The 12,262-nt window shown below is 41.6% G+C and carries 14 protein-coding genes; all 14 read right to left on the bottom strand.

The window, feature by feature from the left end; translation table 11 throughout:
- Nucleotides 1–91: 91 nt before the first annotated feature.
- Nucleotides 92–1,036: a hypothetical protein gene (locus QL984_RS15010; RefSeq protein WP_013466260.1), complete on the bottom strand. Its 945-nt coding sequence runs from the start codon at nucleotides 1,034–1,036 to the stop codon at nucleotides 92–94.
- Nucleotides 1,037–1,146: 110 nt separating this feature from the next.
- Nucleotides 1,147–2,505: a bifunctional UDP-N-acetylglucosamine diphosphorylase/glucosamine-1-phosphate N-acetyltransferase GlmU gene (gene glmU, locus QL984_RS15005; RefSeq protein ID WP_013466261.1), complete on the bottom strand. Its 1,359-nt coding sequence runs from the start codon at nucleotides 2,503–2,505 to the stop codon at nucleotides 1,147–1,149.
- Nucleotides 2,506–2,803: 298 nt separating this feature from the next.
- The gene (locus QL984_RS15000) at nucleotides 2,804–3,226 is read right to left on the bottom strand and encodes a F0F1 ATP synthase subunit epsilon (RefSeq protein WP_008464176.1); all 423 of its coding nucleotides are present in this window, start codon (nucleotides 3,224–3,226) and stop codon (nucleotides 2,804–2,806) included.
- Between the two features lie 13 nt (nucleotides 3,227–3,239).
- The gene (gene atpD, locus QL984_RS14995; protein ID WP_008464175.1) at nucleotides 3,240–4,625 is read right to left on the bottom strand and encodes a F0F1 ATP synthase subunit beta; all 1,386 of its coding nucleotides are present in this window, start codon (nucleotides 4,623–4,625) and stop codon (nucleotides 3,240–3,242) included.
- 33 nt (nucleotides 4,626–4,658) lie between these two features.
- Complete coding sequence (atpG, locus tag QL984_RS14990; protein ID WP_008464174.1) at nucleotides 4,659–5,519, bottom strand: F0F1 ATP synthase subunit gamma; 861 nt, start codon at nucleotides 5,517–5,519, stop codon at nucleotides 4,659–4,661.
- Between the two features lie 59 nt (nucleotides 5,520–5,578).
- Nucleotides 5,579–7,120, bottom strand: coding sequence for a F0F1 ATP synthase subunit alpha (gene atpA / locus QL984_RS14985; RefSeq protein WP_013466263.1), 1,542 nt, complete (start codon nucleotides 7,118–7,120; stop codon nucleotides 5,579–5,581).
- A 14-nt stretch (nucleotides 7,121–7,134) separates the two neighbouring features.
- The gene (gene atpH, locus QL984_RS14980; protein ID WP_016900009.1) at nucleotides 7,135–7,668 is read right to left on the bottom strand and encodes a F0F1 ATP synthase subunit delta; all 534 of its coding nucleotides are present in this window, start codon (nucleotides 7,666–7,668) and stop codon (nucleotides 7,135–7,137) included.
- 16 nt (nucleotides 7,669–7,684) lie between these two features.
- A complete protein-coding gene (gene atpF / locus QL984_RS14975; protein WP_013466265.1) occupies nucleotides 7,685–8,155 on the bottom strand; it encodes a F0F1 ATP synthase subunit B in 471 nt (156 codons plus the stop codon).
- A gap of 41 nt (nucleotides 8,156–8,196) precedes the next feature.
- Nucleotides 8,197–8,430, bottom strand: a complete 234-nt coding sequence (gene atpE, locus QL984_RS14970; protein ID WP_004335261.1) for a F0F1 ATP synthase subunit C — start codon at nucleotides 8,428–8,430, stop codon at nucleotides 8,197–8,199.
- A 53-nt stretch (nucleotides 8,431–8,483) separates the two neighbouring features.
- On the bottom strand, nucleotides 8,484–9,341 hold the full coding sequence (gene atpB / locus QL984_RS14965) for a F0F1 ATP synthase subunit A (protein WP_013466266.1): 858 nt from the start codon (nucleotides 9,339–9,341) through the stop codon (nucleotides 8,484–8,486).
- 15 nt (nucleotides 9,342–9,356) lie between these two features.
- The gene (locus tag QL984_RS14960; RefSeq protein ID WP_013466267.1) at nucleotides 9,357–9,737 is read right to left on the bottom strand and encodes an ATP synthase subunit I; all 381 of its coding nucleotides are present in this window, start codon (nucleotides 9,735–9,737) and stop codon (nucleotides 9,357–9,359) included.
- Nucleotides 9,738–9,879: 142 nt separating this feature from the next.
- Nucleotides 9,880–10,806: a ParB/RepB/Spo0J family partition protein gene (locus QL984_RS14955; RefSeq protein ID WP_013466268.1), complete on the bottom strand. Its 927-nt coding sequence runs from the start codon at nucleotides 10,804–10,806 to the stop codon at nucleotides 9,880–9,882.
- A 20-nt stretch (nucleotides 10,807–10,826) separates the two neighbouring features.
- Nucleotides 10,827–11,612, bottom strand: a complete 786-nt coding sequence (locus tag QL984_RS14950) for a ParA family protein (RefSeq protein WP_008112117.1) — start codon at nucleotides 11,610–11,612, stop codon at nucleotides 10,827–10,829.
- 14 nt (nucleotides 11,613–11,626) lie between these two features.
- On the bottom strand, nucleotides 11,627–12,247 hold the full coding sequence (rsmG, locus tag QL984_RS14945; protein WP_013466269.1) for a 16S rRNA (guanine(527)-N(7))-methyltransferase RsmG: 621 nt from the start codon (nucleotides 12,245–12,247) through the stop codon (nucleotides 11,627–11,629).
- Nucleotides 12,248–12,262 lie beyond the last annotated feature (15 nt).

The following is a 12,262-nucleotide window of genomic DNA, read 5'->3' as shown; positions in this document are numbered from 1 at the left end:
CCACTAACAATTAATAAGAAAAAAATAGATGCTATTTCTTTCATATTTGTAAGAGATAACTTTTTATCTGCTTTTTTCCATTCTAAAAATTTCACAAGTTATAAGACCTAGCTTTATTAAAAATAGGAACTCCAAAAATTTTATGTAAAAATTCATTTGGACTTTCTTTGTATTCGTTATTGATTTTCTGCGCTCCAGCCCTAATTTTAAATACACCACTTTGTATATTACTTTCGATGTTTCTTAATTCTTCAGAAAGTACTTTTACATAATCACTTGTATCCGAAAATGCAATTGAGAAAGCAACCCCAACAATTACAACGACCAACAAAGGAACTAAAACTGAACCTGCAATTATTGTTGCTAAACCTGCTGATGCAGCTCCCGCAGCACCTAATATTGTACTAGTAGTTAAAATAGCAGCTCCAACCACTGCCATATCAACAGCAATTCCAGCAACTAAGTCATGCCATGTTTTTTGGTCATTTAAAACCTGGTCGATTGCATGAAATGTCACTGAAATAATTAAACTAACAACGAAGCCGGTTTTCATCGCTTTGGCTGCTTCGAGCTTACCCACTCCTATAGTGAATAGCTTAGGGTTACTCGCCAAATAACGGGTACCCGTAAGGTGAGCACGTATTCCAGGATAAGAACTGATAATAATAGCAGGAGAGCCATTGTAAATTTTTATTTTAAACTTACCGAAAGCATTACCTTGGCGCTGCATTGCAACAGCTATAATGGCTAATGCCTTCATATCATCAAATAGAGGATAAAGGCCTGCGCCTGTCTTTAGAGGATCTTTTATTCGCTCCCAAATACTCGATGCTGAGTTATGCTGTGCTAATACACCATCAATCCAGTCAACCGCTTCAGAACGAGATTTACCTTGTTTCATTTTTACAGAAATAATGTAATCAACAAACTCTGCTGAATTCATTAGTAATAGAGTATGGTTGTTACCGGCAAGAAGCGTTTTTATTTGGAGTTGGCGTTGTCTTTGTGCAATTGCACGACGAGCATGAGCAGACATAGTAAATCCTTATTGTCTATTGTTAATCCATTAACTTAGCATTGTAAGTATTTTATGGACAAAGGCAATAAGAGCGAGCAAAAAAAGCTCGCTTTTAGGTACTTATAAAATCACTTTTTAACTGGGCGTTTCCAACCATCTAAATTGCGTTGCTTGCCACGTGCTACGGCTAACTGATCATCCGCGACGGTATTGGTAATAACAGAACCTGCACCTACAGTTGCTGTAGCACCAATATTTACAGGAGCAACCAGTGATGAGTTAGAGCCAATAAAGGCATTATCGCCAATAATGGTTTTGGCTTTATTCACGCCATCGTAGTTACAGGTAATCGTGCCTGCGCCAATGTTCACTTTTTCGCCAATTTCAGCATCACCTAAGTAACTTAAGTGGTTTGCTTTAGAGCCTTTGCCTAAACGGGTTTTTTTCATTTCGACAAAATTGCCAATGTGGGAGTCTTCTTCCATTACTGCACCAGGGCGAAGGCGGGCGTATGGGCCAAGGGTACAATGAGCTGCAACTGATGCATCTTCAATCAATGTATTGGCTTTAATAACAACATTATCGCCGATGCTACAGTTTTTAAGTACGCAGTTAGGGCCAATTTGTACGTTATTACCTAAGGTTACTGTACCTTCAAAAATAACATTGATATCTATGAGGACATCTTCACCTGTTTTAACGTCGCCACGTACATCTATGCGAGCAGGGTCGGCAAGAGTTGCACCATTTAGCATCAGCTCTTCTGCTTGCCATGCTTGATAAGCACGCTCTAATCCTGCAAGTTGTACGCGGTTATTTGCACCTTCAACTTCCATTGGGTGATCTGGTTGTGCTGATGTAATTTCCACCCCTTCACTATGCGCCATTGCAACTATATCTGTGAGGTAGTATTCGCCTTGAGCATTATTGTTAGATAGGTTACCTAACCATGTTTTTAAAAGCTTACCATTAACCGCCATAATGCCGGTGTTTACTTCGTTTATAAGTAGTTGCTCTGCGCTTGCATCTTTTTGTTCAACAATACCCACTAGCTTGCCATCAACACGTAGCATACGCCCATAGCCATTTGGGTTTGCAAGGTTAACAGTAAGAACTGCTAAGCCATTCATAGGTGTTGCTGCTAATAAACGTTCAAGTGTCGATTGCTTAGTTAAAGGTACGTCACCGTATAAAACCAGTACAGTGTCGTCGTCGTTAATATGAGGGTTTGCTTGTGCCACTGCGTGGCCTGTGCCTAGTTGCTCAGCTTGCAGCACCCAATTTACGTTATTATCGGCTAATTGTTGTTGTAATAGTTCGCCGCCATGACCATAAACTAAGTTAGTAGATGTCGCACCTAGCGCGTTGGCATTATCGATAACGTGTTGCACCATAGGTTTACCTGCCACTTTATGCAGTACCTTAGGAAGAGCAGAGCGCATACGAGTACCTTTACCCGCTGCAAGAATAACCGTTGTTAAAGACATTAAAACAATTTCCTTTTTCCGTTGTTTTAGCTTAATAGAATAAGTGTGCTGCATAGTAGATTACGTAAGTCACATCATGTGCAAATACTCAGTAGGCTAAGCAATGACTACTGAATCTTAACTTAAGCAAAGTAACACCTAATAGAATAGGGTTATTGTAGCGAGGATCGCGTGCAGATATAAGTAATAATGATGAGATATTAGCCATAACGATCAATTTATTTACAGATAGGCTGAAGTAGTTAGTTATTGGCACAAAAAAGCCCACATAAAGTGGGCTTTTAAAAACCAGATAGGCTTACTTTTTACGTAATTGCTGAATAATGCGTAGCTGAGCAATTGCTTCAGCTAGTTGCATTGCTGCTTGATTGTAATCAAGTTCAGCAGATGCGCCTTTTGCCATTTGGGCTTCAGCGTCACGCTTAGCTTGCTCTGCAGCTTTTTCGTCTAGGTCTTCACCACGAACAGCTGTATCAGCAAGTACGGTCACTATGTTCGGTTGAACTTCTAGTGTACCGCCAGCAATATAGATGAGTTCTTCTTCACCAAATTGCTTAACTAAACGTACCATACCAGGTTTAAGGGCAGTTAGTAGTGGGGCGTGACCGGCGTTAACACCTAACTCACCTTCACTACCAGATACTTGAATAGATTCTACTAAACCAGAAAATAATTTCTCTTCAGCACTTACTACATCAAGATGTACAGTCATAGCTGCCATACTACCCTCCTAATTACATGCTTTTGGCTTTTTCTTGAGCTTCTTCGATAGAGCCAACCATGTAGAACGCTTGCTCTGGCATATCATCAAACTCACCGTTTAAGATACCTTTGAAGCCTGCAATTGTGTCTTTAAGTGAAACGTATTTACCTGGCGCACCTGTAAATACCTCTGCCACGAAGAATGGCTGAGATAGGAAACGCTGGATTTTACGTGCACGAGATACAAGTTGCTTATCTTCGTCAGAAAGCTCGTCCATACCTAGAATCGCGATGATGTCTTTAAGCTCTTTGTAACGCTGAAGAACTGTTTGAACGCCGCGCGCTATACCGTAGTGCTCTTCACCGATTACTTGTGGATCAAGCTGACGTGAAGATGAATCAAGAGGGTCTACCGCTGGGTAGATACCTAGTGATGCGATATCACGTGAAAGTACCACTGTTGCATCTAAGTGAGCAAACGTTGTTGCTGGAGATGGATCCGTTAAATCATCCGCAGGTACGTATACCGCTTGGATTGAAGTAATTGAACCTGTCTTAGTAGATGCGATACGCTCTTGAAGTACACCCATTTCTTCAGCAAGTGTAGGCTGGTAACCTACCGCTGATGGCATACGACCAAGAAGTGCTGATACTTCTGTACCCGCAAGTGTGTAACGGTAGATGTTATCTACGAAGAAAAGTACGTCGCGACCTTCGTCACGGAACTTCTCAGCCATAGTAAGACCTGTTAACGCTACGCGTAAACGGTTACCCGGTGGCTCGTTCATCTGACCGTATACAAGCGATACTTTATCAAGTACGTTTGAATCGTTCATTTCATGGTAGAAATCGTTACCCTCACGAGTACGCTCACCAACACCTGCGAATACGGAGTAGCCGCTGTGCTCGATTGCGATGTTACGGATAAGTTCCATCATGTTTACGGTTTTACCAACACCGGCACCACCGAATAAACCAACTTTACCACCTTTAGCGAATGGACATACAAGGTCGATTACCTTGATACCCGTTTCTAAAAGTTCTACTGAGCTTGATTGCTCTTCGTAAGTAGGCGCTGCACGGTGGATAGACATACGCTCGTCTTCACCGATTGGACCTGCTTCATCAATTGGCTCACCAAGTACGTTCATGATACGACCTAGGGTCTTAGTACCAACTGGAACTTGAATTGCTTCGCCTGTGTTTGCTACTGCAGCACCACGACGTAAACCGTCTGTAGTACCTAGTGCGATAGTACGTACCACACCGCCACCTAGCTGCTGTTGAACTTCTAAAGTCAAACCAGCTAAATCGCCATCTGTTACTTTTAGCGCGTCATATACGGCTGGCACGCTGTCTTGTGGAAATTCGATATCCACAACGGCGCCGATAATTTGGACGACCTTACCTAAACTCATGTCTATTCCTCTCGTTAATCTTTGCCTGAAGCATTAAACTGCTGCTGAACCAGAACAAATCTCACTAATTTCTTGTGTGATTGCTGCTTGGCGAGCTTTGTTATATACAAGCTGTAACTCATCCATAAGGTCACCGGCATTATCAGTTGCAGCTTTCATTGCAACCATGCGGGCAGCCTGTTCAGAGGCAGCGTTTTCAACTACACCTTGGTATACCTGAGACTCAATGAAACGTACTAACAAAGACTCTAAAATAGCCTCTGGGTTTGGTTCATATAAGTAATCCCACGCATGTGTAGATACTTCTTCTTCAGCTTTTGGCAAAGGGAGTAACTGATCTACTATTGGCTCTTGCTTCATGGTATTAACAAAGTTGTTATATACCAGGAATAAACGGTCAATTTTACCTTCAGAGAATGCATCTAGCATTATTTTTACTGGACCAATTACGTCCTGTACTGAAGGCTTATCTCCAAGACCTGCTTTTTTAGCAAGTACTTGACCACCAAAACGTTGAAAGAAGCCAGCTGCTTTACTACCTAAAGTAGCAAAATCAGCATCTACGCCTTTTTCTTTCCACGCTTTAATCTCTAATGCGACTTTTTTAAACTCGTTTGAGTTTAAACCGCCACACAGACCACGGTCAGTAGAGATAACAATATAACCAACTCGTTTTACTTCACGTTCTTCTAAGAACGGGTGAGTAAAATCAAGATTTGCTTGAGCAACACGACCAATCACTTTACGTAATTTTTCAGCGTATGGACGGCTTGAAGCCACTCGTTCTTGCGCCTTTTTCATTTTAGACGCAGCAACCATTTCCATTGCGCTAGTGATCTTTTGAGTATTTTTAATACTGCCGATCTTGCTTTTAATCTCTTTTCCGCTGGCCATGACTCTCTCTCCGAATCAAGGTGTGCTTTAAGATATAAAGCACACCATTAATAACTAAATTACCAAGTTTGCGTAGACTTGAACTTCTCTAGAAGTTCTTTAAGCTGCGCTTCGATCTCGGCGTTGTAGTTACCAGTTTCATTGATTTGAGCCATAAGCTCTGCGTATGTGCTATTTGCGTAAGAAAGTAAAGCCGCTTCGAAATCCATAATTTTAGCGATTTCGATGTCTTTTAAGTAACCTTTCTCAGCTGCGAATAACGACAAAGACATTTCAGCAACAGACATTGGCGCGTACTGTTTCTGCTTCATTAGCTCTGTTACACGCTCACCATGCTCAAGTTGAGCACGAGTAGCATCATCAAGGTCAGACGCGAACTGCGAGAACGCAGCTAATTCACGGTATTGAGCTAGGGCTAGACGGATACCGCCACCTAGTTTCTTAACGATTTTAGTTTGTGCAGCACCACCAACACGCGATACCGAGATACCAGCATTTACTGCCGGACGGATACCTGAGTTGAATAAGTCAGTTTCTAAGAAGATCTGACCATCGGTGATAGAGATAACGTTTGTCGGTACGAACGCAGAAACGTCGCCGCCTTGAGTTTCAATGATAGGCAATGCCGTCAATGAACCTGTTTTACCTTTCACTTCACCGTTAGTGAATTTTTCAACGTAATCAGTGTTTACACGTGATGCACGCTCTAAAAGACGCGAGTGAAGGTAGAATACGTCACCTGGGTATGCTTCACGGCCTGGTGGACGCTTAAGTAGCAATGAGATTTGACGGTAAGCAACAGCTTGCTTAGATAAATCATCATATACGATTAATGCGTTTTCACCACGGTCACGGAAGTATTCACCCATAGTACAGCCCGAGAACGGTGCTAAGTACTGAAGTGCCGCAGATTCAGAAGCAGATGCTACAACTACGATAGTATTTGCAAGTGCACCGTGCTCTTCTAATTTACGTACTACGTTAGCAATAGTAGATGCTTTTTGACCAACCGCTACGTACACACACTTAACGCCTGTGTCTTTTTGGTTGATGATTGCATCGATTGCTAGTGCAGTTTTACCTGTTTGGCGGTCACCGATAACAAGCTCACGTTGACCACGACCAACTGGAATCATTGCATCGATAGATTTGTAACCAGTTTGCACTGGCTCATCTACTGATTGACGCTCGATTACACCTGGTGCAATTTTTTCTACAGGTTCAAAACCGTCGTTATCTAAAGCGCCTTTACCATCGATAGGAGCACCTAGTGTGTTTACAACACGACCAAGTAGACCCGCACCAACAGGCACTTCTAAGATACGACCAGTTGTGTATACTTTTACGCCTTCAGTAAGGTCAGCGTAAGGACCCATTACTACTGCACCAATTGAGTCGCGCTCAAGGTTTAGTGCGATAGCATAACGGTTGCCAGGAAGCTCAATCATCTCACCTTGCATACAGTCAGCTAGACCGTGGATGCGAATGATACCGTCAGTAACAGATACAATTGTACCTTCGTTACGAGCTTCACTTACAACTTCGAACTTCTCAATACGTTGTTTGATCAGATCTGAAATTTCAGTGGAATTAAGTTGCATGCTCTTTTTCCCAATTACGATTGTAGTGTTGTGGCTAAGCGATTTAATTTACCGCGTAAAGAGCCGTCAATTACAGTGTCACCCGCCTTGATAATAAGGCCGCCAACAACTGTAGCGTCTTCACTACAATTCAGCTTAACTTTGCGTGCGAAACGTTTTTCAAGTGCCGCTACCAATGATTCTTGCTGCGCTGCAGCAAGAGGCGTTGCCGAAATCACGTCAATATCGATTTCTTTGTCATAGTCTGCTTTTAAAGCAGAAAATAAATGAGCAACTTCAGGTAGTGCAATCAAACGTCCATTTTCAGCCATCACCTTAACTAGGTTCTGACCTTGTTCGTTGAGCTGCTCACCACATAAGTTAATAAATAACTCAGCTTGTGCAGTAGCAGTAGGCAATCCAGCTAAAATGGTTGATGCCTGTTCATTGCTGGCAACGTGGCCAGCAAAGAACAACATGTCATTCCAACTTTCAATGGTGCCTTTTTCAACGGCAAGTTCAAAAGCCGCTTTAGCGTATGGGCGAGCGATAGTAGTCAATTCAGACATGCTCATACCCTCCTAATTACAGCTCAGCGACAAGTTTTTCAACGATGTCACTATGTGCGGCTTGATTGATTTCGCGCTCTAAAATTCTTTCTGCGCCAACCACAGCCAGAGTTGCTACTTTCTTACGTAGCTCTTCTGTCACACGGTTACGCTCTGATTCAATTTCAGAGTGCCCTTGAGCAATAATTTTTTCACGCTCTTGCTGACCACGAACAGTTTCTTCGTCAACAATTAGCACGGCACGCTTTTTAGCTTGTTCAATGATATCAGCCGCTTGAGCCTTTGCATCTTTAAGCTGTTCTGCAGCTTTGTGTTGCGCAAGTTCTAAGTCTTTTTCGGCTCTATCAGAGGCAGCTAAACCATCTTCGATTTTCTTCTGGCGAGCTTCAATTGCACCGTTTAGTGGTGGCCATACGTATTTCATACAAAATAATACGAACACCGTAAACGCAATTAATTCACCGATAAGAGTGGCGTTTAAGTTCACAACCGCTCCTCCTTAAATAGTAAGCTGTTCAAAAAATAAAATTAAAGTACGAACAACAATACCATCGCGATACCAACACCAATCATTGCTACAGCATCGATTAGACCAGCAAGGATAAACATTTTAACTTGTAGCGATGGTGCAAGCTCAGGTTGACGCGCACATGCTTCAAGGAATTTACCGCCCATGTTACCAAAACCGATTGCTGTACCGATTGCACCGAAGCCGATAAGTAAAGCTACTGCGATGTACTTAAGACCTAATACTAGTTCCATTTTTTTCTCCAAAGTTTCAATTGTAATTAAAAGTAAAAATTAAAAGTTATAAATTAGTGATTATCCGAACTTGCCATGCTTAGGTATACGATTGTAAGCATCATGAATACGAATGCTTGCAATACAATTACCAAGATATGGAATACAGCCCATACAAAGTGCAACGGTAGTTGCATTAAACCTATTGCACCGATAAGGATGAAGATTAACTCACCTGCATATAAGTTACCGAACAAACGCAGTGCCAGTGAAAACGGCTTAGAAACCAATGCGATAAGCTCTAGTAATAGGTTAAATGGGATTAAAAGAATCTGCATAGCTGTATTGTTTGAACTAAACGGATGAAGTGTTAGTTCTTTAATAAAACCGCCGATACCCTTTATTTTTATTGAGTAACCAATCATTAGAATGAACACGCCCAGCGCAAGTGCTGCGGTCATGTTGATATCTGTAGTTGGTACAATTTTCATGTATACGTCGTGTGAATCCATACCAAATGCAGTTTCGCCAACAAAGCCGGCAAATGCTGGTAGGAAGTCAACTGGGATTAAATCCATTAAGTTCATTAAGAATATCCACACGAATATAGTTAATGCTAATGGTGCAATTAGCTTACTTTTACCGTGGAAGGTATCACGTACGTTGTCGCCAACGAACTCAACAACCATTTCAATGAAACACTGAAATTTTCCAGGTACACCCAGAGTTGATTTTTTTGCGGCACTACGGAAGATCCATAAAAATATTAGACCTAGTCCGATAGACCATGCGAGGGTATCTACATGCCATGTCCAGAAACCACTATCCGTACATGCTTTATTGAAGGCAAGACCAGCGTCGGTCGAGCACATCTTAGCATTGGTTAAGTGGTGCTGAATATGGCTAGATAGAGTAACTTCTTCTGCAGCCATGTTATATCCCAAAAGTTAATGTTTAAAAAAAACGGGTGTAAACAATCCTGTAAACAACACCAACACATAAGCACAAAAGAAAGGTAATAAAACTACCGGATAAAGCTTTAGCATTAGTGCAAACAAAACGATTGTTAGCATAAATTTTAATCCGTTGCCGCGTTTCAACGAGGCATACGCTTGATTTGCTCGACTTGCACCCATATATCTGAATGCATAAAGCGCAAATACAAAGTTAGGAAGTACTGCGACAGCGCCACCAGCTAATGCTGAAAGTGCGGCATTGGTTTCCCAACCTATAAAAATTATTAGTGCAGCTAAAAGGGCTACAAATCCCTGAAGGCAAATTAATTTTAATGCGGCAAGCCTATACGGGCCTGCTAACTTATTAGTCACTTTTAATTAACCTTTATGACGCTCTAATTGTCAGGGTATGAAAACTGGCGAAATTATACTTAATCCTGCCAGTTTTGCAACTTGAGTAGGTGCTTTGTAACACAAAATCGCTGTAAATGTCCCTTTTTAGACATCCAATGAATTAATGGTGGGAATAGTCTTGATTGATACGGTTTAAAATACCGTCTAACTCGTCAAGATTAGTGTAAGAAATAACCAACTTCCCTTTGCCTTTTTTGTTGTAATTTATTTCTACTTTTGCCCCTAGGTTATCAGCAAGTTGTTGCTCTAACTGTTTAACATCTGGGTCTTTTTCTATTACTTCTTTTGCTGGAGCAGGCTCTAAAATAGAGCGCACTAGCTTTTCAGTTTCGCGAACGGTCAATGCTTTCGCAACAGCTAAACGGGCTGCATCTGATTGCACTTCACCTTCAAGTGCTAATAAGCAACGAGCGTGACCCATTTCAATGTCACCATGCTCTAACAATATCTTTACATCGTTATTAAGATTATTTAAGCGTAATAAGTTAGTCACGGTCGTACGCGATTTACCAACTGCATCCGCCACTTGTTGATGCGTTAACTCAAACTCATTAAGCAAGCGATTAAGCGCTATCGCTTCTTCCATGGCGTTTAAGTCTTCACGCTGAATATTTTCAATTAGGGCAATAGCAACGGCCGCTTCATCGGGTACATCTTTAATAATACACGGTACAAACTCAAGCTTGGCAATTTGAGCCGCGCGCCAACGACGTTCACCGGCAATAATTTCATAACTGTTATACGCTACTGGGCGCACAACAATCGGTTGAATTATCCCTTGTGAACGAATTGAACTGGCGAGTTCTTCAAGTGCCTCTTCAGACATGTCTTTACGAGGTTGGTATTTCCCTGAGTGTAAAAACTCGATGGGTAGTTTTTGTAATTCACTGTTGCTAGGCTGTGCCGCATTTTCAACTGCGTTTGTTACATTGGCGCTGTCGTGTTCCTTGCTTTCGCTTGGTGCAGGTTTAGATGAACTTAAAAGTGCATCGAGTCCTCGGCCTAAACCTCGTTTTTTAGCAGACATGTTATTTTTTTACCTCAAAGTTAGGCGACAACGGGAGTTGTTTTTTCTTTTCTGCGTAGCATTTCACCCGCGAGAGCTAAATACGCTTTCGCACCACTTGATGCTCGATCGTAGTACATTGCCGGTGCGCCAAAACTTGGGGCTTCTGCAAGTCGAACATTACGTGGGATCACCGTACGGTATACTTTATCGCCAAAATGTTGTTTTAATTGTTCTGATACATCATTTGCTAATCTATTACGCGGATCGTACATAGTACGAAGTATGCCTTCAATCTGTAAGTTAGGATTAACTAACTTAGCAAGTTGCGTAATCGTGTCCATTAATGCGGTTAATCCTTCCAATGCATAATATTCACATTGCATAGGGACTAAAATAGAATCGGCAGCGGCCATGGCATTAACGGTTAACATATTTAAAGAAGGTGGGCAGTCTATAAAAATAAACTCGTACTGATCCTGAATTTTTTCAAGTGCATTGCGTAAGCGTACTTCGCGAGCAAATAATTCCATCAATTTAACTTCTGCAGCGGTCACATCGCCGTTTGCAGCAATCATATGATACTCGCCTGAGGTTTCTTTAATAATCACCTCATCAATAGGCTTATCTTCTATGAGTAAATCATAGATAGTAGGGACGTCACCATATTTGTCGACGCCACTGCCCATGGTCGCATTGCCTTGCGGATCGAGATCTATTAACAGCACTTTACGTTTCGTTGCAGCCATAGATGCAGCGAGATTAACGGCAGTGGTCGTTTTACCTACTCCGCCTTTTTGATTTGCTAATGCGATGACTTTTGCCACAGTGTCTCTGATCCCTAGTCTTTAGAAAGAATTATTAAATGTCGTTGTGCATCTAAATCGGGTACTTCTAATGCAATTTTTTGCTCAAACTTAACACCAGCAGGGAGTGAGTCTAATTCCTCACTTGGAAATACCCCTTTAAGTGCAATGAACTTACCTGAATGATCGATTAAGTGCGAACACCAGTCAATCATATCTTGTAACGATGCAAATGCACGACTTAGTACGCCATCTAATTTAACACTTGGTTGATATTCTTCAACTCTTGACTGCACAGGAGTCACATTATCAAGGCCAAGCTCATGTTTAACATGCATTAAAAAACGTACACGTTTACCTAAACTATCTAATAATACAAACTGCGTATCGGGTAAGGCAATAGCTAACACTATGCCCGGTAAACCAGGACCTGTGCCAACATCAATATAATGATGACCGGTCAAGTGAGGCGCAACAACTAAGCTATCCATTATATGTTTAACCATCATTTCTTGAGGTAAACGTACTGAGGTTAAATTATAGGCTTTATTCCACTTATCGAGTAATTCGACATAGCTAACAAGTTGTTGCTGTTGTTTTTGTGTTAGCGCAATATCAGTTTGCGCTAACAAAGTTGTTAATTGTTGCTGTAACACAATGTACCTTTACCG

The sequence above is a fragment of the Pseudoalteromonas sp. APC 3495 genome, assembly GCF_030407645.1.
Classification (GTDB): Bacteria; Pseudomonadota; Gammaproteobacteria; order Enterobacterales; family Alteromonadaceae; genus Pseudoalteromonas; species Pseudoalteromonas tetraodonis.
The sequence above is the reverse complement of the archived record's forward strand: the minus strand, read 5'-3'. Positions and strand labels throughout refer to the sequence as shown.